The sequence below is a fragment of the Leptospira tipperaryensis genome (genome assembly GCF_001729245.1).
Lineage (GTDB): Bacteria > Spirochaetota > Leptospiria > Leptospirales > Leptospiraceae > Leptospira > Leptospira tipperaryensis.
Genome location: NZ_CP015217.1, coordinates 184,533 through 208,001, shown reverse-complemented (window position 1 = coordinate 208,001; position 23,469 = coordinate 184,533). Strand labels below are relative to the sequence as shown.

The following is a 23,469-nucleotide window of genomic DNA, read 5'->3' as shown; positions in this document are numbered from 1 at the left end:
AAAGGGGTGAAAAAATGAATCCAGGAGAATTGAACGTTGCGCTTGTTCAGTGCGATCTTTCTTGGGAAAATCAAGAAGCAAACTACGATCACGTTCGAAACCTAATTCTTTCCACTCTGGATAAGAAGAAGGAAGAAAAACCGGATTTGATTCTTCTTCCGGAAACCTTTGCAACCGGATTTACGATGCGCTCGGAAAGAATCGCCGAACCCGACGGAGGCCCGACCGAAACCTTTTTGAAAAAAATCGCCGAAGAAACGGGAGCCTATATCTGCGCGGGCTGGATTCGAAAGAATCCGGAAGGAAAACCCTTCAACACGGTCAGTGTCGTTAAACCCGACGGCAACATTGTATTAAGATATTCTAAAATACATCCTTTTACTTTCGGTGGAGAAGACAGACATTATTCTTCCGGTTCCGAAATTATAAGCTACGATCTAAACGGCTTTCGAATCACTCCGTTTATCTGTTATGACATTCGATTTCCGGAAATCTTCCGAAGAGTAGCGGGAGAAACCGATATTTTCACGATTCACGCAAACTGGCCGATTCCCAGAATTCATCACTGGGAATTGATTCTCAAGACGAGAGCCGTTGAAAATCAGGCTTACGTTTTTGGGGTCAATCGCATAGGATTAGCCGGTTACAACAAAAGTGTTCATCACAACGGACATTCGCTCGCGGTGGCGCCTAACGGAGAATTTACGGACGCGGGGGAAGAATTGGAAACGATTCTATTCTACAAAGCCGAAAAGAAATCGATTTTAGAATACAGAGAAACCTTTCCCGTCCTGCGAGATAGAAAAGATCCAAAAACGATACAAGTCAGATCATCGGAGCATTCTTCTCAAATCTAAGAAATCGTTCGGTCAAAGGAAGAGTCGCTTCGATCAATTCTCCCGTAAACGGATCTTTAAATTTTAAGAAGTAAGACAATAAAAGAAGTCCGTAAGATTCGAACTGTGCTCCCGCTCTTGAATACAATAAGTCTCCCACAACCGGACATCTCTGATTCTGAAAGTGAACTCGAATCTGATGAGTTCTTCCCGTTTCCAGTCCCACTTCTACAAAACTGAATTTTCGTCCCGTTCTGGAATTGATGTAGTTTAGAACTTTATAATGAGTCACTGACCTTCTCCCTTTTGGGGAAATGGTCATCTTGAGTCTTTCCACAGGATGTCGAGCAATCGGAAGATCGATCGTTCCCGATTCTTCCGGAGGATGGCCTTGCACCCAAGCGTAGTATTTTTTCTGGATCTCTCTTTTCCGAAAGAGTTCGGATAACTTTCCGTGAGCTCGATCGTTCTTTGCGATGAGAATCAATCCTTCCGTTGGTTTGTCCAAACGATGGACGATTCCCGGTCTCGCCTCGCCGCCGGCCTTTGAGAGATCCTTGAAGTGATAGAGAAGTCCGTTCACGAGACTTGGGGAACGATCGCCCGGTCCACTGTGACTCGCAATTCCTGCGGGTTTATGAATGATGAGAAAATCTTCTCTTTCTAAAATAACCGGCAAGGACATCGAAACCGGTTCCAGATTCAATGGGGGTCTTGGAGGAACTGAAATCGAAAATTGATCCCCTTCTTTTACTTTGAGAGAACTCTTGTCCTGAATTTTTTCGTCTTGATTGCGAACATATCCCGATTCTATCCATTTTTGTATGGATGCGCGGGAGACCTCGTCTCCTAAAAAGAGTTTCAGAAATCGATCGAGACGATTTCCGGAAAATTCTTCTGCGACCTCTGCTTTTAGTTCTAAGTTCATTGAATTGGGGGAAAGGATCCAGATTTTTACTGCACGCGTTTTTAGCACTCTAAAAAAACAGTTTCCATTTTCCTTCCTAAGCCTTAATATGACACATTGAAACCCAAAACCCCTTAGATCTTAAGGAAGGATAGAAACATGGTCAAAAAGATTTTGAATCTGATTCTGCTCGGTGCAATTGCATTTTCATTCACTCTTTGCTCCTCCGCTGAAAAAAAAGAGGAATCCGCCGCTCCCGAGCCATCTCAGCAAGAGCAGGGCGCTGCAGCAAACAGAAGCGTTGATGTAAACTCCCCACAAGCAATTGCTGATTCTTTGAACGATAAGTTGAAAGACTTCAGATATCCAGACGGATTAACTCGTCCAGGATTTAGCTATAAGAAAGCAGACGTAAACGCTGGCGATTTCAGCGAGTGGTCAAAAGTAAACGCTCCAGTGATCAAAGAAGGTCTTGGAAAACTTCCTGATAGCTACGCTCTCGAAATTACGGGACACACTGACGCGGTGGGACCTGAGCAAGCAGAAGGCGATAAAAAAGGTAACATTTTTTATTCTGAACTTCGTGCAAATGCTGTGAAACAAGCCCTGATCAAACAAGGAATCCCTGCGAATCGTATTACTACGAAAGGCGCTGGTTCTTCCGAGTCTGTTTCCGGCTTGGATGCTAAGGATGCAAAAAACAGAAGAGTAACCTTCCGTTTCGCAACTTCCGCTCCACAACAATAAGTCGATCCATCAGAAATCTGATTCAAAAGGGCGATGAGAAATCATCGCCTTTTTTATTTTGGTTATTGAAAACCAAATGTAAGCTTAGAATATTTTGAATTTGGTTTATTTAGAATTTCTCTACCCAATCTTGAAATCATGGACGCTGAAAAATTTTATCAGATTATACAAGTTTCTTTTTCTTCTTTTAAAATAAAAATTTTCGACGTTATTATGAATGTCACAAGTGGGATTAAGGGATAGTGTCCTTAAAGTTTCGCACAAATGAGAACTTGAGAGAAGGTCTCCTCAGTGGATCAAGCCATGAGCTTTAAAGTTTTTAACTCTTTCAACTTCTCCATGTCAACATACTTTTTAGTTCCCCACTTAGTGGATGCAACATGCCTGAGACGAGCAGTAGCTAACATGAGAGCGACTTCCCATCAGGAAAGGCTCCTATGACCTTTGTTCCTCTCTTGATCTCTTTGATGATTCTTTCTAAAGGATTGTTTGTTCGGATCTTTCTCCAATGTTCCGAAAGAAAATCCCTTTAAGAGAGAGTTTCCTCGATTCTATCGGAGATGACTTTAGCCTCTTCCTTCAATTTCATTTTGATTAATCGCTCAACAACAAAGTTAGACTTCTTCAATGCCTCTTCTTTGTCTTCTTGAGAATGAATCGCTTTCAACATTCGCAAAATCACTTTGAAGGAACTTCTTGGAGCCTTTCAAATACATTTCTGTAGAAATGGACATGCATCTTTGCCATTGAGATTCAGGAAAGAAATAAGGAATCGATTCTACTAATCCAAGACATTTGTCTGAGATGATTAAGTTCACTCCTATGGCTACAAGAATCACTACGTTGCGAACTTCTCCACCCCAGGACTTCTTCAAGTAAAGTCCATCTAAGTAAACGTAAGGATATTCATCCGTGAGAGGTCTGATTCTTCATTCGTCAATTTGAACAAAAACTTTCTGATTGAGTTTGCTGATCGTTGAAGGTGAGACCTTGGTTCCCCAGAGACTCTCGGTGATGTCCTCGACTCTTCGAACCGAAACTCCGGCGAGATACATCTCCATGAGAGCGTCTTCCACCGAACTCTCTCTTCGTTTGTATCGATCAATGATCGCCGACTCGAACGGAATTGTTCTTAGTTTGGGAACTTTTATCTTTACTTTCCCGGCTTTTGTTTCGAAGTTTCTATTATATGAACCGGCTCTTGTATCTACTCGATCCGGATTTCTTTCATACCTCGAGGCCTTGCAGAGTTTATCTGCTTCCTCATCTAAGAGAGCGTTCAGGGTTTCTTCCACTGAACCTCTTACGAGTTCGCTCAAGTCTTTCCCCGAGCTGGGTCTCATTCACTTGGATTACTTTCAAGTGCGCTTTTTCTTCTTCTGCCCTCATGGGGGGTTCTTCTTTTTTTTAATTTGCTCGTTACAAACTCAATCGGCAAGGAGAGCCTTCTCATTCATTCTTAAATGTGCGAAAAAATCAGGAAGTTATCAATCTCTTAAGTTTTTATGATTTGGAGCTTATTAGATGGCACACTTTTTAAATAGAACATGTACTTCCGAGGAATAGTGCTTTTTGTCGATCTCAAGCTGCATTGCATCTAAAATAGACTTCATCATGCTTAGATAATGTGAACGTAATGAATCTGATCCCCCAGTTTCTTCTAAGTCTATATAAATATTTCTGTATAAATCCACCATGTCGGTTCCGAACCACCATTGTGAAATAATATCAAATTGAAATTCTTTTGCCAAATACTCAATTGATGCTTCCGTATATAAGTGAGTATGTGTGCCGTGCAATTGTCTATGAAATCTGTTTTTAGATATTATCTCAATATACACCGACAAACTAAATAAAGGAACAGAAATAAAGAAATATTTAATATTATCATTCTTCTGAATTGCACGAATCGCACCCCTTGGGTCCTGTAAATGCTCTAAAACACCGATCATGGACACTACGTTTGCGGAAGTTTTCGATAGTGCCTCCGCTGTATCCTGTAAATTATGAATCCTTAACGCGTCTCTGCCAATCATTTTATTGCCTAAACTAACCTGCACCTTAGATACTTCAGTACCAAAAACATTCTTTAATCCTACTGAATCCAGAGCTTTAACGAAGTATCCAGAACCTGCTCCAAAATCCAAAAACTCCAATTTATAAGGGTCCACATTATCGCTGCGGAGTGAAGTGATCAAAAATTCAACTTTGGGGACATATATACTTGCAACTCGATAATTATAACTTTCAATATTCTCAGAATCATAATTTTCAGCGTAATTTTTCCCATCATCGTTTGAATATGCAGTTTCGCAAAATTCATTAGTATCTTCATTTGCACCATTTAGATGGGAACAATTTGAGCATATCTTATATGCTATTCGGTCTTTTATAAAATCATTTTTTTCCATCAACACATGGTTGCAATTCTTGCAATTCTCGCGGATAGGTTGCTGAATATAAACGGCTGCTATATTACGCTGGTTATTTAAATGCTTACTGTTTTCTTCAATGAAAGATTTTTTCTGCAGCAGAAGCGGAGCACTTGGTTTTCCATATTGTTGATACATTGCTAAACATCCGATAACGATTTATTCAATTTTCACAAAAGTATATTTACGCGCACCGCTGAAAAGCGAAATATGCGACTTCTGAACTCAAATCAGTTTCACTTTATAGGACAGTTCTGACAAACACATAAGGAAAAGCTGAAAGTCCACGGGCGTCGGTAGTTTTTCCAATGCGTGTTGCTCCATTAGTTCCATCCGTATTAGCAGTCCTTACAGGCTGACCAGTTGCGCCACCGCCTGAAAATAATCTTGCTGTATTTGCAGACGAAGTATTGAAGTGGACTGTTGAAGTCCCATTTGCACTTCCTATCTCACCCCAAAGCTCGTGTCCGTGCCCTTGAAATCGATCCCTTCTTCTTAAGCCACCAATCCATTCACCGTCCGAATCCATCACCGAAACAAAACCTCTTCCTTGCATCGCAAAGTGTCTGACTTGATTGGTCACAGTGATTCCTGGGATCGCGTCCGGAAGACGATGTTTATAGAATCTCAGCTTAACACCGGATAAGGAGCCGCTCGAATTTGAAGCAACGCAAGTAAAACTCATCGTTCTACTCCCGGTTGAAATCCCGGAAATAGCAAGAGTTGTGTTTGCTGAAACACTACCGATAGTTTGCAAAAGAGTTCCTGTCATCCAATTAGTAAAAGAGCCGTGGACAAGGTTATCTTCCGCCAGTGCCTCGATCATCTTTTGACACGCGGTCGTATTTGCAAAAGTAACAGTAAGAACGTTACTCGCGATTGTATAGCTGATCGCGTCAAAGTCCGTTACGTTGGTTCCAAGAGGATCGTAACGGAATGGTTTGTTTAGCCAGTAGTTTACTAAATCAGGCATTCCGCCGGTTCCACTCGCATTGATCAACTGATCCGGAGAAGCCAAACAAAACGCAGGAAAATCTGTGGATGGAGCTCTCAAATCATCCATCCAAAACATCTCGCCTAAGAACTTTCGTTCTTGTTTGAAAATAGAATCCGTAAAATTCTTAAAGAAAAGGTAAACCTGATTAATCGCTTTTACAAACTTCAACGGATTGTTTATATCAGGATTGACTCCCGCAATAATATCCGAATGAAGGTCCGTAACCAAGCCGGTCTTAACCGAGTTCGCTTGTTTGGCTTCGGTAATTTCATTGTCTTGAATACGGTGGCCTTTGAGACCGCGAAAGAATCTCAAATCAGTTCCGAGAGTAACTACTCCGGAAGAATTTGTAGAAACCGATCGAAGCGGAACATCGCCTACGATCAATGAACCTTGCCTCGCAATAATTTCAAAAGAATTATCTCTCCAGACAATCGGGCCGTCATCCGGTAGATTCGAAGGATTGTTTGTTTCCGTTTCTTGAAACTTATGACGAGCTACGATTGTGGAAACTGCATTCAAAGGTACTAATATTCCAGCGGTAGGGGGAATCTCGATTCGTTTTCCATTTTCATCATATGCGATCAGAGTATCGGTTAGATCTACTCGATTTGAAGTCGCTCCAACTGCAATCGCTCCGCCGATATCTACACCAGCCCCAAACGCATCCAAATCACGGTTGATGATTTCTTGTGATTTAGATTCTTGTTCTTTTTTCCAATCTTCCGGAAAAACTCTCTTACCTACGCTCGGGAATTCTATTCCTGATAACTTATCCATGATTCACTCCTTCAAAAACAGAATGTCCAATCAGAGGTAATTTCGATTTTACTCGAAGAATTTCTTCATCTGCAAAATGCACAATCAAAGAGGAAGACCCCTTTTTGGAAAAAGAAGAGTAAATGTATATTCGATTCATATCTGTTGCTCCGAACGGGGAGGCCTTTGAGTAGCAGGGCGAATTTACTCGCTCTTTCTATATTTTATTTGTTTATGCGAAATACTGAATATAGCTCTGTGTACTAAATTCTAAACTAAACCAACTTTTCTTTCACAAAACTCTTCTTACAAATATGTATGGAAATCCGGAAAGACCTCTAGCGTCGGTGGTGTTTCCAAAGCGAGGTGTTCCAAAAGATCCGTAAGCAACGGGAACTCCGCAAGATTTATCATTGCCTGTGAAAACCCACGCGGTAGATCCTGAGGCACCAACTGCACCCATTTCAAATTGTCCCTTCACCGTGTGCCCTTGGAATCGATCTCTTCTCCTGAGTCCACCGATCCAGTCAGAATCCGAATCCATTACGGAAACAAAACCTCTCCCTTGAACTGCGAAGTGTCTAACTTGATTTGCAATCGTTGCTCCAGCGGAAACGTCAGGAAGTCTGTGTTTGTAGAACCTTACTTTCACTCCTGAAAGTGACCCGCTGGAATTCGCGGCGGCACAGGAAAAACTGATGGTCCTGCTCGTAGAAGAAAGGGCCGTAATTGCAAGAGTCGCGTTTGCAGGAACACCACCGATAGTTTGCAGAAGAGTTCCCGTAATCCAATTTGTAAAAGAACCGTGAACAAGATTATCCTCTGCAAGTGCGTCGATCATCTTTTGACACGCGGTCGTGTTTGCAAAAGTAACGGTAAGAACGTTACTCGCGATTGTATAGCTGATCGCGTCAAAGTCCGTTACGTTGGTTCCAAGAGGATCGTAACGAAAAGGTTTGTCCAGCCAGTAACTCACTAAATCAGGCATTCCGCCGGTTCCACTCGCATTGATCAATTGATCCGGAGAAGCCAAACAAAACGCAGGAAAATCTGTGGACGGAGTTCTCAAATCATCCATCCAAAACATCTCACCTAAGAATTTTCGTTCTTGTTTGAAAGTAACATCCGTAAAGTTTTTAGAATATAGATAGGCTTGGTTGATTCCCTTTACTAACTTCAAAGGATTGTTTGCATCGGGGTTGATAGCTGCAATGAGATCTACGTGAAGGTCCGTCACCAAACCGGACTTAACCGTGCTTGCCTGCTTTTCTTCAGTAACTTGTCCGTCTTTAAGATTGTTTGTAGCAACTCCTCTCCAAACTCTGAGGTCTGTTCCTAAAGTTACTACGCCGGAAACATTCGAAGATATCGTACGAAGAGGGATGTCACCTACCGCAAGAGATCCTTGTCTTGCAATGATCTCGAAAGAATTATCTCTCCAAACATTCGGCCCATCGCTTGGAAGATTAGAAGGGCTATCATATTCAGTTTCTTGAAACTTATGACGAACAACGAGCGTACAGCTTGCGTTATCCGGAACCGGGATCCCAGTTATAGGAGCCACTTCAATCCGCTTTCCGTCGACGTCATAGGCAACGAGAACGTCGATCAAATCCACTCGATTAGAATCGGAACCGACAACAATCGTACCCCCCTTCTGGATTCCGCATCCCAAAAGATCCAGATCTCGGTTGATAATTTCCTGTGATTTAGATTCTTGTTCCTTCTTCCAGTCTTCCGGAAAAACTCTTTTACCTACGTTCGGAAATTCTATTCCTGATAATTTATCCATTACTTGCTCCTTCAAAAACAGGATACTCGATCGCAATGGATTCCAATTCATCGTAAAGAACTGTCACATTCGTTTTGGTATTATTCTTTACTTGTGTAATCCATTCCTTCTTCATACGTTTGCAGATTCCGTTATAGGCTTCAAAAGAACCAGATTTAGTAAGAATCGTATTTGCAAGTTCTGTAATATCATCGTCTTCTTCGCTCATTGATTCGCTTGTAAGTGCGACTAAGGTATGTTTTAAAATTTCTTTCTCTTCTAAATTCGCTTCAATCCAAACCTTTGCTTGCGTGGAAAGAATCGGCCAAAAAAGAGGCTCCGTTTTCGAATAACGACAAAGAATCTTCTCCATCGCTGCATCGAACTTAGAATTGATCTGCTGTATTTTCTTCTCTTTGTATTCTGAAATCGTTAGGAGTCCGCATTGAAGAAGTTCAAGCGGATTTTTTGGAACAAGTTTATCGTCTTCTATTTTTTGATCTTCCGGAACGGATATCAACCCTCGATCCGCTTTTTCGGAAAGAGAAAAAGGTTTCAACTCTCCAGCTTCGAATTTTAATCCTTCCGGAGGAAAAAAAATCCCCTGATAGATTTTTTTCTTTTCGATTTCGCTCTTATCGCGATTGAACAATTCGACCTCTAACTGTATCGCATGCAAGTTCGACAATGGAAACTCATCCAAAGACACGGAAGAGTAAACATATATTTTTTCCATGATTGCTCCTTGTTGGAGCGTCTGAGTAGCGTAGGCGGAATATTCCGCTCTTTGTATATTTAATAAATTAAATATTCTCTGATTTTTTCAGCTCGTCTAGAATGAAATTGATTCGTAAGAGCTCCTCCCATTATAAAAGGCTCGAAAGAACCTTGATCCTCCCACAATTCGCAGACGTTTCCTCCAATATTCACATTCTCCATAGATCGAATCAACGCTTCTCTATCAAAAGAGGTAGAGAGTTTTGGAAATAAAAATCGATATCGATAAAGCGTATATTTTCGCGACATCATTCTCCCATCCAAAGCCCCTCCCATAACGAAACAATTTTTTGCATCTTCGCTTTCGTAAACTTTTGAGTATTGAATTTCGTTCACGTCGACTTCCGTAGAATATTGGATGACTTGCCTCTTGGAAGAGACGGATGCGATCGAAAGTTTAAAAGTCTTCGCCAAGAGAAGCCGATTTTTATAAGACTCATCGGTTTCTCCAGGGAGCTTTGCAATCTTATACCGAGCCCCCCATAGGATCAGTCCGAAACCGTCGCTAGTTTCCAACCACATCTGTCGATACAACCAGCTCAATCTTGTAGCGCGTTCTTCTAAGATAGAAAGCAAAGATTTTAGAATCTTATACCAAAGACTTGATATTCCTAATTTTCGAATTAGACTTCTCTGATTTTTCCAAACGGAAGAATTGAAATCAAAGTAAAAATGATCAGACATAGACGGCACCTAACACCTGAAAGCCGGGCCCCACGTTGGCCAAAGAACCGGCCGACACATCCACATTCCCCAGCGGATTGAATTCCACATCGATACAATTAGGAAGAGCTTGATACAGAGCTTTTAATTGAGCGTCAATAAAGTCCTGACCTTCTGAAAGTGACAGAAAGTATTCTTCCTTGATCTGATCCAAAACGGACTGGCTTGGAATCGTATCCGAAGATGAAAACTTTACGGTTACGGTTTTATTAATCACGGTCTCATTTATGTTTTCTACTAGAACATGGGCGACTCCACCCGGATCATTCTCTTCCGCGTTAAAGTGATCCTTCACTTGAATCAATTGAGAATTCGACAATGGGCCCACGGATCCTTGAAGAAGAATTTTTACTTCGCCGTCGGTGTTTAAAATTTTTGCGCTTTTAAAAATAGCTCTTTTGATAAATGAAAAACTTTCAGCTTCGGATATATACCAAGCAGGAGTCCACTTGGAAGATACACCTTCCGCGTTCATCAGTCTCGAACGAACGGAAGTTCTCGTTTCTCTAAACTGACCTTGTTGAACGGGAGTTGTTTCCAAGTTTGCAACGTAGTCGATTCCCTCCGGAGGATTTTCGATCAAAACAATCGAGCCCGGCACAACGTTACCGATAGGACCGTCTAACACACATTCTACGAGAGCTTCGATCGAATACTTTCCTTGAGCGTCAGCCGGAATTCCAGCCGGTAGAACCAGTGATTCTTGTAAAAAGAATCGAATCTTTTGATCTTCCGGACCGGAAGTTGTTACGATCAGAGTCTGAGGTATTTCCCGATCCATCGCGGGCTGAACGGAAGAACCGATTCTTACCTTAAGAATGGTCGGAAGCGCCGGTTTCCATTGCATCCCTCTCCGAATCAAATGTTCGTGAAGAGCGTCGTCTTCCGCAGTATGAGGATGAATCGCTTTCTGAACAGAAACTAAATCCGAATCAATGAAAAGAAAGACTGCATTGGAAAGCGCCCTAATCAAAGAGAATGTTTTCGAAGTTGGACTAAATGTATGATTCTTAAACGCGCCGGACGCCTTCACCATTTGTAAATGATCGTTAAGAACCTGTTCCTTTGTCGTATTTAAATTCATCTATAAGCTCCTATAAATAGAACAAAATTTCATTCCCGTTTAGGAATGATTTAGAATATAATAAAATTATATTATTTAACTTTATGAACCGCTCATCACAAATCCTTTTAAGGATTCTCCTGTTTTGAGAAAAAAACTCACTAAAATCCGGTTTTCAGAATTCAAACTTACGTCTATCGAACGCGCATCAATTGCAGGATGAAATTTTAGAAATTTTTCCGCGTCTCGAATTCGCGCAGCTTGATCCGCGTACTCCGTAGAATTGGCCGCCGCTCTCTGTCTACTGTAGATTTCCGGATAATCGATATCATCGGCTATCGTCATCTCAAACATCTCTCGAATCTCGGAAAGAACCAATCGAATCGAACTTGAATCGACCATTAAATCGTCATTAGACGAGTCTAAAGTAAGATCTCCAAAAACTACAGGATCATTCGCTAAGTCTATCATCAGGTGCCCGCCTTCGGTTTGTTAGATACGGACGGACCGATCGGAGTATCGGTATAATCCGTTAAGTGAGTAGTAAGCCCGACTGATTCCGAAGAATTAGATTTTGCTGTTACTTCTTTTTCAGCTTCGACTTTACCTTTAGTTTTAAAGTCTCCGTCCTGTTCAATGTCCCCTTTGATCTTAAGTTTTTTTGAACCCAAATCCAAAGAAAGGGCTTCTTCATCCAAAGTAATTTTGATTAAATTCTTAAAATTGATATAAACCTTGCTTTCTTTAATTTCAATCTCGACTTGATCTGCAATTTTAGTTTTTAGAGAATCTATTTTTTCAAAGGCAAACGCCGTATAACGTTTATCGAGATTATCGCGTGCGACAAGAAGACATTTTGATCCTAATCTTGGAATTACAGGTTCTATCCAAGTAACATTGTAGATAAAATCTCCGCCCGATTTGATCGTAAGAATTTTATCGCTCTCGTTAATTGAATCTACGATTCCGGATTTTGGAAAATGCATAGGAAACCCGATTTTCCAGGCTTGAACAATCGCTTGTATAAAAGTTTTTTCTGCCATTGCCTTCCTATTATTTTTTACGTTTTGATTTTGCGGCGCTCGTTTTAGGAGGCTCGTGGTAAAAACCCGGATAAATTTCTTGTCTATAACCGTTGATATTAAATTTTTTTATCACCTTGTTTACGAAAGTTTTCGCACTTCTGGAAGAATCTTCCAAATCTTGAATATTTATGATTTGTGAATGTGTTACCGATGGAAAACCGAACGTTACGAATTTTCCGTCAAAGCCGGAGCCGCATTTTTCTTCGTAAATTTCCTTTGCCCTTTTCGTCGCTTCTTGAGAATCTAACCCATCGATTTCAAAGTATCTTGCCTCCCCGCTTCCATGAGTTCCTTTGTAGCTTTGTCCCGTTTTCGGATTTTCTCCGCGAACTACGATTTGAAACGGCTTACTTTCTTTGGGAATAAGGTCGTCTTCAATAACGTTAAAACCAAATCGAAAAATCGGATATGTTTTGGAAGAGTCGCTATCTTTCTTTGCCTTCGATTGAATTGATAAATTCGGATGCACATACGCCTTCTGAACGATCAACTTCCAATCATGGAAAAAAATATCGACTCCTTGATTTTTTTTAAGAATAGATAACGCATAACGTGCAGTCTTCTTGGCACAAGTGATATCGACGGTCTGATCGATATCCGAATCTCTGACAACAATCGTAATGTCGGATTTAATTTGAGGATGAATACAATCCTTCAGAAAAGTCATCAAAGGTTTTTGATGATAATCTCGATCCATAATTTTTCTTTGGCAAAAAAAGAATGGGTCCACACATTTCAGTTCAAGTGGAATTTTAGGACTGATCTCAAGGACATAACCGTTAAATTCCGAAATAAGGCCGTATTCAGAATATCCTGCCCGCCAGGTGACTTTTGCAAACTTCGTAATAGAATCTTTTTTAAGATTTTTATATTTCGGAAGTTTTACAATAAGAGTGTCCGTAGGAATCTCTCTCGAAGACTCAAGAGTAACTTCCGTCACAGCCGGAAACTTAGTATTCGATATTTCTAATTCTTGGATTAAGGCTAACATTAAAAAGAGTTCCTCCTAACCGCACTCTTGAGTTCGATGCTCGATATAAGGGCGCCGACAAAAAGATCGGAACCTATGTTTTCATACGGCTGTATATTTTCGTTATCTTCGCGAATTTTTCCCGAGAAATGTTCGGTGCCATAATAAAGAAGGCTTATCGATTCGTATGTGTCGCCGATTTGAATCGTATGAAATACGTCCTCAGTAAGCGGATCTGGAATTTCGATTCTAATTCCCGGTTTTAAATTTTTCCAATCCTCGACTTGAGAATTTTTATCCAAGATGAGTCTCCACAACTCCCATTTCCCGTAAAATTTAGCGGAGAGCCTCTGTAAAGTATCCGAATTCTTCAAAACGTAAAACTGACTCATAAAGAAGACTCCACATTTTGATTCTTTGAATCCAAGGAAGCGAGGTCGAGATCGTATTCCTCGTCCGATAAGAAAGTTATATTTACTTCCTGGCTATACTGAATCGGTCCGTCAGGAAGGCTAAAAGTTTCGCAAACTACATTCTTAATTCCTAATGCGTTTAACATCGAATGATTCAAATAGAGAGTTTCATCAGTTTCCCAGAGTTTTTTTAATTCTTTCATTTTTTGAATCATCGTTTTTACCAACGGATTCGAAGGAGCCGCCAAAAGACCGGCTCCGTAGACCGCGGCGAGAATCGTAAAATCAACGGTGATTCTCCAATCCCCGTAACCCGTAAGCTCTTTCACGGTTCCCTTCCCTCCGGGGATCGAGGTAACTTCGATTTTCTTTTCCTGACTCACTTTAATTTTTGTCGCTGAAGGAAACTCATATTCGCTAAGAATATCCGAGCCTATGACTAAACGATCCGTATCCCCGGTGATAATTTCCGGAGGAATGTATCCTGCGGGTGTGGCGGGTGGTGTAATTCCTCCGATCATGCTAACTCCATCTCCTCATAACGATCCAATTCTTCGAAGAGAGCTTCGATAAGAATTTCTCCGATTTTCTTTTTGTTTGCTTTTCTATCGCCGACAATCAACTGACCAACAATGGAGCCGATACTGATATTACTTCCCGATTTGGAATTTCCGGAAACGATTTCCGATGTTTCACGATTTTCTAATGTTCGCTTAACAATTCCTTTCGAATCCGGAGTCAGAGCCTGATTGAATCTTTGCAGAACTGGATTCATCTTAGGAGTTTCGGATTCGATACCGTGAGCTACGGTGTTGACAAATGCGCGGCCATAACCGGATGTATTTACGAGAGGTCCTTCTTTTGCGTCGGAGTGGTTGGAGATGACATCCAATCCTTTTCTGTATAAATTCTCACCAGCATTTTTTAATGTTGTAATTCCGGATAAAACTCCACTGGAGACCGTCTTCGCAAAAGACAAACCGGAATCTTTTGCCATCCCTAAACTATTTTCAAAACCGGTCATAACTTGATTGATAGTTACAGGGATTGTATTCTTTCCATTCTTAATTCCAAGCGCGAACGTCTCGACAAAGGATTTTCCTGAACCCGTTAGATTGGAAAGAGGGCCTTCCAACGCATTAGAATGTGGAAGAAATCTGCCGATTCTTGCTAAAACATTTTTAATCGGAGTAACTACGAAATTGATTCCGGCTAAAATGCCGGACCCTAACGCCTTTAATAAATCCATCCCCGCCTTCTTAGCAGATAATGGAATTGCATTCCAAATAGATTGGAACTTTTGAACGATCTTATCTCCGAAGTTTACAATCGTATTCCAAGCGCTATCGAAGCCTGCGAGAATATTCGACCAAATCGCGGATACCACGTTAGAAAAATTATTCCAAAGCCCTGCTACATAGCTGTAAACGGAAAGAGCCGCGGCTTTTATATCAGACCAATATTTGTATATTAGAATACCTGCAACTATCATCGGCTTAATAGGTCCGGTAATAATGAGACCGATGACGGCAATCAATCCTCTCGCCCAGTCGGGCATCTCCGACCAAGTCGATTTAATCTTATTCCATCCAATTTTCAGGAAATTTACAAATGAATCAAATTTTACTAATACGACGTTAAGAGCGTTGGAAGCGGCCGCTTTAATATTGTCCCACTGAGAGACAATCAGCGCAATCACTGTGATAGCCGCCATCGCACCGAGGACGATCCAACCAAATGGATTTGTGATCAAACCCGCGCTTGCCAGAGTTTTGAGGGCAAGAATCGCCCCATTGAGTAAGAGAACTCCTCCGACTCCTATCAAAGCGCCGCTACCTAACATCATAAATGTCCCGGCAAATTCGGCGAGCTTTGGATTTGCAGCAAGTAATTCATTTATCGTTTCTATTCCGTCGCTTAATATTTCGAAGACTTTGCCGAACTTAGAAGTTTCAAGCCCGCCACCGAATTTTTTCTTGAGATTTTCCCAACTATTACTGAGACGCTGAACTTGTGTGGGAAAACTTTGTAAAGAATCTTCGTAAACCTTCAGATGATCTAAATTGGAGAAGTCAAGGCCGTTAATTTCACCGTTAAAGTTCTTGAGATTCTTTCCACTTTTTATCAGTGCATTAACAATTACCGAAAAATCTTCCTTTGTAGCAACGCTTGCCATCGCTATTTTGGAAGTAAGATGATTGAGATCACTTTTATTGAGATCTTTGAAAGCCGACTTAATCGTTTTTACGCCGGTTAATATTGTATCCACCGGAATCCCGGTTTTACCGGACAGATAATATGCTGAATTTGAAATATTAGAAACTTCTTTACTAGTCATCCCGAGCGATCTAAGACTTCCTTCCAGCTTTGAAGTTTGTATCCTTGAATGGAGAAGTTCCATGGAGAATTTTCCGAGAGATATTCCCAGCGTTATCAGCTGGCTTCCGACATTGATTTTTTCGATTGCAGAATTCAGCTTATCGACATTGTTCTTATTCTCTCCAATCTTAGCGCTCATTTGATCCCATTGTTCGTTGATCTCGCTGATTTTATTGGAAGCGAGATCTTTGATAGTAAATACTAAATTGAGTTTATTGATGTCCGTATCCGCCATTTCCCGCCTCCAATAAAATTTAATCACCGTTAAACGCTTTTACAATCGCCCGTTGTAGAGTATTGATTTCAACCTGTTGGATGAATTCCAATTCCGCAGCCAGTTGACTTTCGTATTCGTCGCGTTCGTCTCCGTCTTCCGGAAACTCGATCTTTCTCCCGGGGAAATAATACATCAGAAGAACTTCCAATGCACCATTTCCGGATCGAAGAAGTCGAAGCTTCTCGCCTATAACTTTTTTGCAGTTACTTCTTGTGTGGTCGCGGTCAGCTCAATCAACTTATTGCTGATGGGAATAAAAATTCCCGGAGAATCCTGAGCCCACTCGTTCACTACTTCGAAACTCGGATAGAGACAACACTGACCCGTCAAACGTTGTGCGACATCGGTTTGCTTTTCCTTTCTCGCTTTCTCAAGGGTTTCGTCCACCTGAGTTTTATTGGGAACTCTGCAGATGATCTTTCTTCCTTCGCCGGCATCGAGAACGTGAACTCCACCTTTATCCGAAAAATGAGATTTAATGGATTCGATGGCGTCCTTGTTTCGAGCAATAAAATCATCGTCGATGCTCTGATATGGTTGTGGAAGTTTTTCAAACGCTTCCTTGAGAGCTGGAATTGAACTGATTAACGGGTTCATCTTTTTTCCTTTTATTCTTAGTTTTTAAACGAACATTAAAAATCTCTTATGCGAAAGTGATCACTGGAATCGACAAAAGTGCGATTTCCAATGGAACGGCAATCGCCCCTGAGTTCCCGCTTTTTACGTCAGCGTTGTATTTCGTAATCTTAACCGCGGGAGCGATGTATTTAAAGTCGGGTCTTCCTTCCGCCTTTAAGATCGCCGTCAACGGAGCGGGAGGAAGTTTTTCGATCAACCCACCGTACGGAGCGGCAAGAAGAATCAAACGATCCAGCTCTTCGAAATAGATTTCGGCGCTGATGCTTCGTTTGTAATTCTTGGTCGTATAGCCGACGATCTCGCCGGACTTACCATAGGTTAATTCGATTTCAACCGCGTGATCGAAGGTGAAAGATGAAAAATTCACCATGTCAAACCCGAAGAGCTTTAATTCAAGATTTGTAAAGCTATAGTTTTCTTTTACTACTTCTAAGGCCATTGTTAACTCCTATTTAGGTGTAGCGAAAGATGTTTCCCACTCTATCGCTTTTGTTCTGTTGCTCACAAACATCTTGCACTTCGCTTTGAGAATGCGGTCCGTATTGAAAGTTTTATCCGGGTCCAAAATAATTTCATGTCCTGAAATTTCTTTTCTCCCGGGAGCTTCCATCTCCGCTGAAATTTTTGAATCGATGTAAGTTTTTAAATAATCCAATCCGCCGGATCCGGAATCCACTTCGGTATCCATGTTTAAGAATTGAAGAGACTCACGATAAAGAATTCGATGCATCTTATCAGCACGTCTACGTTCCGGAAGTTCTTTGAAATCCGAAGCGCTCGCGGCCTTGATTTTATCTCTTGCAATAAAAATTCCGTCGTAGTCGTCGTATTGTTTCAGAACCATCAGCCCCATATCGTGAAGAAGATCCATATAGTTTCTGTATCCTTCATCCCAATAACGAATTTCAGAAAAAGTTAAGGAGCGCATGTCTTTCACATAACCGATGGAAACGTTTACGGGAGCCGCTGCAATTTTTGCGGTAGCCATAGTAGCGAAGTTTCTCCATTCTCCAATGGAATCTCCTACCGACTTAACCGCGAAATAACCACCGGAGGCGTTGACTCCTCCTTTGATATAACGAGCTTCTCCAACCGCGATCATCACTCTACCTTTTGGAGAAGCAAAAGGATCAAACTCGTCTTGGATAAACTGAAAGTATTCAGGAAGAGTTTCGCTCTGATTTTTACCTCTAGCTTCCAAAATAATAAACGAAGGTAGGTGATGTTCTGTTTCCATTTCTTCGAGAATCACGTTGCACGACATGGCAAAGGCTCTGGTCGCGGGTCCTAATACGTGAATCCAATAAGCTCCGTATTCTCTTTTGAGAGCTTCGATCGCGGTAAGACGAGACGCGTTAGACGCGCTTGCCCCCGTAATAGTAAAAGTGTAAACGTCCCCTACTTTGAAGGTATTTGCGGGGGTTGAAGCATCTGTAAAAGTTGCAGTAACGCCTGCATCCAATGAAATAGGAGAACCGCTTGCCGGAGTAATAAGAGGCGCGGAAAAATTCGCTCCTCCATCTACGGACTTACGATACTCTGCAACACCGGAAGCGCCCGCCTTAGTAATTTTCAAAATTACAACTCTGCTTCCCGTTGGTGTACCCGTTGTGGTTGGAAGCACGGCTTCACCGGTTCCTACTTTCACCGGAGCAGCAGCGATTCCTGCAACGTCGTTTTCAGGACGAACACAAAGAACCGGAACCGGCTTCTGACCTTTTGTTTCATCGAATTCCTCAAAGAATTGTTCTAAAGAATCTACAAGTTCTCCTCGACCAAAGACGTCTTTTGCCTGAGGTGTGTTATTGATGACATAGATCCTGTTCGCTATACCGTTCTCCGCAGTTCCAACTTTGGAACCAACGCGATCCGGTTTAACGTCGTTGAAGTTGATCCCACCATCTTGATGATAGGTTGTCACATCGCCTGTTGACATGATTCGCTCCTAATATTAAGAGCAACTGAGTAGAATTGGCGGATGATCCGCTCTTTATATTGATTACTTCATTGTTTGAGTTATTGAAATCGAATCGTTTGTTTTGACGTTCGATTTTTCATCCGCGTTTTCGTTGATTTCCGATTGTTTTCCATTTTTGTTTTTGTCCGGATTGATTCCTGAGAATTCTTGAAACGCGTTCTTAAGAATTTCCTCTTTCACATCTTCTTCCGGATCTCTCCGAAGATGATCCAGAAATCCCGCCGCAAGTGCGGAACTCAATTCGTACTTTTTAATAAACTCAACTGCTTTCATTGTTCCTCCGGTGTTCCAATTTCAGTTGGCTCTTCGATTTCAAAGATTCCCTGAGCCAGAGTAGGAACCGATTCTATTTCAAAAAGTCCGTCCTGAAAAACGACCTCTACATTTAATTTATAATAGCCGAGATTTTCGAGTGGATCGACGACCACCGTTGCATTCCCGGTTCGAATTTCCAGAGTTACATCTTGAGACGTTTTGTATTTTTGATGATTTGCAATATACAAAAGAATCTGATCTACAATCCCAAGTTGACTTACGTCGGATCCAACGGATCCCGTAGACAAAACGTCTTTAGAAGAATCTTGCATCCAAAAACTAAGCGAATACGTAAACTCTTGTGAGAAATGACGTTTCAGATAACGTAGATTTTTGATACCGCTTAAGACGGCAGGAGATAACTTTTGGAATCTCCTGCCGTCTGGAATCGATGTAAGTGGAGAAAGTTGAATGAGACAAAAGGGAAACAGACTCGGATAATCGGCCGTTATCGGCGCCACAAGAAGAATTTTATCTTCCGGAAATAAGGATACCAGTTCCGTAGCGGGAAGCTCCGGCTTTGTTTTGATCGAATCGATCAAAGACTTTAAATAATCTATATGACTGGATCTCATCATTTAATTTTTCAGTTTACTCACTTTGTACGAACGTATTCAACTTCTAACACACGAATCAAAAGAATTCAGATCTTCGTTCCTTTTCGAACGATCGGTGTTTCGGATATGAGAGAAGAATACGATATATTCTCAATATAACAAGGCGCGAACCTACGTCATCTGCCGCTCTTTTTTGAAACATTACCGCTAAGGAATTTAGAGGTCGGAAATTCTATTTTTGATTTTGAAACAATGAGAATTGTTAAATTTAATTTCAGATTCTATAAAATAGAATCGAAAGATCGTTTCGGGCCGATCCGATTTAATTTTTAAAAATTAGAAAAATGGAATATTACTTCGTAATCTATAATAGTGGGAGTTGAAATCGATTTTAAAGAACTTCGATCACATCTTTTCCCGAAAGAATGCAGCTATGGTCTAAAAGCCCTTCTAAAATTTGCAATCTCAGAGGGAAATAATTTCACCAAAATTATGCTACAAACTTCCGTTGTTTTGATTTAGATCTGATCGAAGATTTTCTCCAGATAAAATATGCTTGGAACTCCGAGTTCAAACAATTCATCTAAATCGTATTGAATCATGTGGCCGTAAGGATCGATATAACGAGGTCCAATTCCATAAGGATCGGAGGCTTTTAAGAATTTCTTGCCTTCACTCGACTCCACGATTCCAATTCCTCGAATGATATGTCCTTTGGGAGTGAGAAACGTTCCTAAACCGCAAGGATAGTTTCCGACTTCAAAATACTTGCAAAGCTCATACTTATCACCCTTCTTTTTGACGATTCGAAACGGAATTTCATTCGCATTCATCAATCGATTGAAGTGTTCCGCATGATCAAAAGAATCGTAAACGTTCTTACGATTTTTAATCACCCAATCTTCTAAAAGAGCGTAGTAGTTGTAAGTTGTTAAACGAATAAAATCCGGAATCCTATAAATCAAACCGATGTAGACGATAAAGTCCTGAAAAACATTTCCCATACACTGCTGATAGTCGCGAAGAAAAAGAAGAGGTGTGGTAGGATCCTTTCTCTGAGGGTTCCAAGGCGCAATCGGATGAGATATATGAGAGATCATTTTTATTTCCTCTTCGTTTAACAAACTGGTTGATTGATAACGCAACTACTACGGATCGAGAAAATACCGGGAAGTAGACTTGATTCTAAAATTTTAATTCGATCTTCCGCGCAATCCCTTTCCCACTCGGTCCATTTTCGAACGCATTGTTCTCTGTAAAGACAACGAGAAAGATCTTTTGCGTGAAGACGATAGGCATTGTATCTTTTTGATGTCACATACCATTCATCGTTGATTTGTATCGCCGGCGTTCCTCCGGTTTCAACGGGTTTAACCAAACTAAAACCGTTAGAACGAAAACTCCCCTTACACTCGTCATTTCTTTGCTCACGGACACGATTTCCTTGGCTCTGGCACGCAATCAGAATCATAATCAGAGCCGGGAGACAATTGAATTTCTTGAACTTCATCATACTCTCCTCCATAAATGATGTGGGAAACGATGGCTCTACCTCTTACGAAAGTCAGAACTAGCAAAGTTCCAAATATTAGAATTGCATAAACTTTTGTTTTGAGTGGAAGTAGGTTCCACCAAAGAAGAAATGAACTCATAACTTCCTACTTTCAACGTCGTATTTTCCGAAAGAATCCGGATCCTTTGGCTCGTTGACCTTATTCAAAACATTCTCAAAAACTTTACTTTTGGAATTTAGATCTTCGTTCACCCGTTTACCCAGATATAAACTCCCAACGGTTCCGTAAAAAATAATGAGCCATTGAATGAGATCCATGTGTAATGCTCTCAAAGAATCCGGAGAGACGATGGACAAAACGCAGAGCGCCATCAAATAAAAGATTACTAAAAAGAAAACAATCCAAGTACGAAGAGTCGTATCCGATCTTCTTCCGCTTCGGTCGTCGTGCCAAAGAAATTTCATTCGCTTTTCCTTCCTCTTGCAGAAGTCAGCTTAATTAAATCTTTTACATCGGCTTTAATCTCAGCTAAGTCCTTGGATATGGAGGTCATCTCGGTCTCGATCTTTACGATGCGAATTTCATGGTCCTTATACATCGTGTTATATTGAAATACGGCGGAGATTAGAAAACCGAGGATCACGAGAAAATCTTTGATCCCAAGTTTAATCTGACTCAATTTTGAATTCTCCATTCTTCCTCTCAAAAAAATGACCCGCACGGTGGCGGGCTGAAATGCTACTCAATCGCTTCCGATTGTGAAGAGAGAATAACACGGATTTCATTCGCCTCCAAGGTGTTAACACGATCTTATCCGTCGAATCTGCCGCTATTTTTTGTGAGCAGTGGGGAAAAAGATCTACGGGGAATTGGGACCGAAAATCGATTTCGGTTTAATAGATTTGCTTTTTCGTTCTTAAAGAAAGAGCAACCTTATCAAGATCGGAAACAAAAAATCTCCGAACTCGCGGGCTCCATTGTATGAAAGGAATTTCATGATCGATCACATATTGTGTGAACGTTCTTACTGGAAGATTTAGATACTTAGCCGCTTCCTTTGTTTTTAACACATTATTCTTATATTTTGAAATTAATAGTTCTTGTTCTTCCTTTGGCGTCCTTTCGTCTATCGCAAGAGCGGGTTGAACACTCTTTAATAAAGAACCGTTTCTTATATTACCTTTTATCTGTGACATAGAAACCAGGTTTATTTTGATACCGCTCATTTTGTCAAGTAGTTATTAATAGAGTAAAGCTGGGTCCCAAAAAGAAAATTCCATTCAAGCAAAATATAGTATATTTTTAGAATATTCTAATTTTGCAATTTACTATTTCTAAAGATAAGGTCCCATTTCTTTCGTCGTCAATTGCATAGAACAAAGCGGAGTTATTATTTAAGAATAGAAAGGTTTTCTATGATTTCGAGGAAACTCAAAAGCGGACGAACTCGTTTTCAAAATTTTTTTCTAAACTCAGAACTTGTCTGCTCGGATAGAATGCGGATTCTTACGAATGCCAATTCTTAGCTGATAATGAGACATATTGAAATTATTGTCATTTTGGTTTATACAAGGATTCTTTTCATAGAATTTCCAAAAACTGATTCAAAGTGAACAAAAAAGAGCCACACTTTCGGATTAAGGATGGATTTTGTCAGGGGTAAAAAATATACTAAACATATATATAGCGACATTGTTGGAGCAAGAATTTGGAGACTACGAAAGATTTACGCGATTATCTTTTTTGGGAAGTGGAAGAGACTCTTAAAAAGTTCGAATACGACTTTCAAGTATCTCCGGAGCCGATCCAAGTTCTCAGACATACGTACGCGCTTGAAATCGTAAGCAAAGTATTCGCAACTCTCGAAAAAAAATAATTATTTCTTACGGCGGAATTTTTCAATTACTACGTTTAACGCTTCTAATTCTGAATCCGGAACTTCTAAAAGATTTTCCAATAACTCTTCAATTTGCGGTCTCGCTCTTATCTTTCGTAAGATCGTTCGATAGCGATCGGTTTCACGATCCGACTTCATCTCTGCGTCGGAAATCAACATTTCCCCTTCTCCTGCTATCAGCCAAAGCGGGTTTACGCTGTGCTCCATTCGAAGTCGTAATAAAGAATCTTGTGAGAAACTTTTAGCTCTTTCGTTGATAAGATCGCTGATAAACGCGGGCTTTAACTCGACCGATCTTGCAAATTCCGCCTGAGACAATCCCAACGTTTCGATAAGCTTCTTCAACCGCTCAGGAAATTTTTTATCCGCTTTATACATTTTTACCGTATTTTTTACTTGACCAAAATACATTTTTAACGTATGGTCATTTCAG

Annotated in this window: 27 protein-coding genes and 2 pseudogenes; 3 read left to right on the top strand and 26 right to left on the bottom strand. The window is 40.8% G+C overall.

The genetic code is table 11. The annotated features are described in order from the left end of the window. Window positions 1–14: 14 nt before the first annotated feature. Complete coding sequence (locus tag A0128_RS01025) at window positions 15–857, top strand: carbon-nitrogen family hydrolase (protein WP_069605830.1); 843 nt, start codon at window positions 15–17, stop codon at window positions 855–857. Here A0128_RS01025 and A0128_RS01020 read toward each other — a convergent pair. Beyond that, window positions 826–1,764: an RluA family pseudouridine synthase gene (locus tag A0128_RS01020; protein ID WP_069609022.1), complete on the bottom strand. Its 939-nt coding sequence runs from the start codon at window positions 1,762–1,764 to the stop codon at window positions 826–828. The two genes, A0128_RS01025 and A0128_RS01020, sit on opposite strands and share 32 nt — an antisense overlap. A gap of 138 nt (window positions 1,765–1,902) precedes the next feature. On the opposite strand from A0128_RS01020, the gene loa22 reads away from it, so the two are divergent. Continuing rightward, on the top strand, window positions 1,903–2,490 hold the full coding sequence (loa22, locus tag A0128_RS01015; RefSeq protein WP_069605829.1) for an OmpA family outer membrane lipoprotein Loa22: 588 nt from the start codon (window positions 1,903–1,905) through the stop codon (window positions 2,488–2,490). Window positions 2,491–2,786: 296 nt separating this feature from the next. Here the strand turns inward: loa22 and A0128_RS01010 are convergent. From A0128_RS01010 to A0128_RS00900, 24 genes and pseudogenes are all read right to left on the bottom strand, one after another. Then, window positions 2,787–3,879 (bottom strand): annotated as a pseudogene (locus A0128_RS01010) (transposase). A 131-nt stretch (window positions 3,880–4,010) separates the two neighbouring features. Further along, entirely contained in the window at window positions 4,011–5,060 is a 1,050-nt protein-coding gene (locus tag A0128_RS01005; protein ID WP_069605828.1) for a class I SAM-dependent methyltransferase, read from the bottom strand. Window positions 5,061–5,163: 103 nt separating this feature from the next. Beyond that, on the bottom strand, window positions 5,164–6,699 hold the full coding sequence (locus tag A0128_RS01000; RefSeq protein ID WP_069605827.1) for a hypothetical protein: 1,536 nt from the start codon (window positions 6,697–6,699) through the stop codon (window positions 5,164–5,166). Window positions 6,700–7,162: 463 nt separating this feature from the next. Further along, window positions 7,163–8,470 (bottom strand): annotated as a pseudogene (locus A0128_RS00995) (hypothetical protein); the annotation flags it as partial. Beyond that, window positions 8,463–9,185 carry a hypothetical protein gene (locus A0128_RS00990; protein ID WP_069605825.1) on the bottom strand — a complete coding sequence of 241 codons (723 nt, stop codon included), beginning with the start codon at window positions 9,183–9,185 and terminating at the stop codon, window positions 8,463–8,465. The gene A0128_RS00990 and the pseudogene A0128_RS00995, both read right to left, overlap by 8 nt. 59 nt (window positions 9,186–9,244) lie before the next feature. After that, complete coding sequence (locus A0128_RS00985; RefSeq protein ID WP_069605824.1) at window positions 9,245–9,910, bottom strand: hypothetical protein; 666 nt, start codon at window positions 9,908–9,910, stop codon at window positions 9,245–9,247. Beyond that, window positions 9,903–11,033 carry a baseplate J/gp47 family protein gene (locus A0128_RS00980; RefSeq protein WP_069605823.1) on the bottom strand — a complete coding sequence of 377 codons (1,131 nt, stop codon included), beginning with the start codon at window positions 11,031–11,033 and terminating at the stop codon, window positions 9,903–9,905. The genes A0128_RS00985 and A0128_RS00980 overlap by 8 nt, the downstream gene beginning before the upstream one ends. Before the next feature lie 81 nt (window positions 11,034–11,114). After that, a complete protein-coding gene (locus tag A0128_RS00975; RefSeq protein WP_069605822.1) occupies window positions 11,115–11,483 on the bottom strand; it encodes an LIC10183 family protein in 369 nt (122 codons plus the stop codon). Then, window positions 11,483–12,055, bottom strand: coding sequence for a hypothetical protein (locus A0128_RS00970; RefSeq protein WP_069605821.1), 573 nt, complete (start codon window positions 12,053–12,055; stop codon window positions 11,483–11,485). Before A0128_RS00970 ends, A0128_RS00975 begins: the two co-directional genes overlap by 1 nt. Before the next feature lie 10 nt (window positions 12,056–12,065). After that, window positions 12,066–13,088, bottom strand: a complete 1,023-nt coding sequence (locus A0128_RS00965) for a hypothetical protein (RefSeq protein ID WP_069605820.1) — start codon at window positions 13,086–13,088, stop codon at window positions 12,066–12,068. Next, complete coding sequence (locus tag A0128_RS00960) at window positions 13,088–13,459, bottom strand: LysM peptidoglycan-binding domain-containing protein (RefSeq protein ID WP_069605819.1); 372 nt, start codon at window positions 13,457–13,459, stop codon at window positions 13,088–13,090. The genes A0128_RS00965 and A0128_RS00960 overlap by 1 nt, the downstream gene beginning before the upstream one ends. Further along, window positions 13,456–14,001 (bottom strand): DUF6046 domain-containing protein, encoded by a 546-nt coding sequence (locus A0128_RS00955; RefSeq protein ID WP_069605818.1) that lies wholly within the window; start codon window positions 13,999–14,001, stop codon window positions 13,456–13,458. The genes A0128_RS00960 and A0128_RS00955 overlap by 4 nt, the downstream gene beginning before the upstream one ends. Beyond that, the gene (locus A0128_RS00950) at window positions 13,998–16,094 is read right to left on the bottom strand and encodes a phage tail tape measure protein (RefSeq protein ID WP_069605817.1); all 2,097 of its coding nucleotides are present in this window, start codon (window positions 16,092–16,094) and stop codon (window positions 13,998–14,000) included. Before A0128_RS00950 ends, A0128_RS00955 begins: the two co-directional genes overlap by 4 nt. Before the next feature lie 19 nt (window positions 16,095–16,113). After that, window positions 16,114–16,284: a hypothetical protein gene (locus A0128_RS21970; protein WP_156781744.1), complete on the bottom strand. Its 171-nt coding sequence runs from the start codon at window positions 16,282–16,284 to the stop codon at window positions 16,114–16,116. A gap of 38 nt (window positions 16,285–16,322) precedes the next feature. Further along, window positions 16,323–16,733, bottom strand: a complete 411-nt coding sequence (locus A0128_RS00945) for an LIC_10177 family protein (protein ID WP_069605816.1) — start codon at window positions 16,731–16,733, stop codon at window positions 16,323–16,325. A 46-nt stretch (window positions 16,734–16,779) separates the two neighbouring features. Then, a complete protein-coding gene (locus A0128_RS00940; RefSeq protein ID WP_069605815.1) occupies window positions 16,780–17,214 on the bottom strand; it encodes a hypothetical protein in 435 nt (144 codons plus the stop codon). 9 nt (window positions 17,215–17,223) lie between these two features. Continuing rightward, entirely contained in the window at window positions 17,224–18,711 is a 1,488-nt protein-coding gene (locus A0128_RS00935) for a DUF2586 family protein (RefSeq protein WP_069605814.1), read from the bottom strand. 63 nt (window positions 18,712–18,774) lie between these two features. Continuing rightward, window positions 18,775–19,026 (bottom strand): hypothetical protein, encoded by a 252-nt coding sequence (locus tag A0128_RS00930; RefSeq protein ID WP_069605813.1) that lies wholly within the window; start codon window positions 19,024–19,026, stop codon window positions 18,775–18,777. Continuing rightward, window positions 19,023–19,643 carry an LIC10173 family protein gene (locus A0128_RS00925; RefSeq protein WP_069609021.1) on the bottom strand — a complete coding sequence of 207 codons (621 nt, stop codon included), beginning with the start codon at window positions 19,641–19,643 and terminating at the stop codon, window positions 19,023–19,025. Before A0128_RS00925 ends, A0128_RS00930 begins: the two co-directional genes overlap by 4 nt. A gap of 500 nt (window positions 19,644–20,143) precedes the next feature. Next, window positions 20,144–20,725: a hypothetical protein gene (locus A0128_RS00920; RefSeq protein ID WP_069605812.1), complete on the bottom strand. Its 582-nt coding sequence runs from the start codon at window positions 20,723–20,725 to the stop codon at window positions 20,144–20,146. Window positions 20,726–20,742: 17 nt separating this feature from the next. Beyond that, complete coding sequence (locus A0128_RS00915; RefSeq protein WP_245667181.1) at window positions 20,743–21,138, bottom strand: hypothetical protein; 396 nt, start codon at window positions 21,136–21,138, stop codon at window positions 20,743–20,745. A 135-nt stretch (window positions 21,139–21,273) separates the two neighbouring features. Further along, window positions 21,274–21,603 (bottom strand): hypothetical protein, encoded by a 330-nt coding sequence (locus tag A0128_RS00910; protein ID WP_069605810.1) that lies wholly within the window; start codon window positions 21,601–21,603, stop codon window positions 21,274–21,276. Beyond that, the gene (locus A0128_RS00905; protein ID WP_069609020.1) at window positions 21,600–21,833 is read right to left on the bottom strand and encodes a hypothetical protein; all 234 of its coding nucleotides are present in this window, start codon (window positions 21,831–21,833) and stop codon (window positions 21,600–21,602) included. The genes A0128_RS00910 and A0128_RS00905 overlap by 4 nt, the downstream gene beginning before the upstream one ends. Window positions 21,834–22,032: 199 nt before the next feature. Beyond that, a complete protein-coding gene (locus A0128_RS00900) occupies window positions 22,033–22,335 on the bottom strand; it encodes a helix-turn-helix domain-containing protein (protein WP_069605809.1) in 303 nt (100 codons plus the stop codon). Window positions 22,336–22,847: 512 nt separating this feature from the next. Here A0128_RS00900 and A0128_RS22230 point away from each other — a divergent pair. Continuing rightward, window positions 22,848–23,015, top strand: a complete 168-nt coding sequence (locus A0128_RS22230) for a hypothetical protein (protein WP_173662765.1) — start codon at window positions 22,848–22,850, stop codon at window positions 23,013–23,015. Here the strand turns inward: A0128_RS22230 and A0128_RS00895 are convergent, their stop codons facing one another. Further along, window positions 23,016–23,414, bottom strand: coding sequence for a helix-turn-helix domain-containing protein (locus A0128_RS00895; RefSeq protein ID WP_069609019.1), 399 nt, complete (start codon window positions 23,412–23,414; stop codon window positions 23,016–23,018). Window positions 23,415–23,469 lie beyond the last annotated feature (55 nt).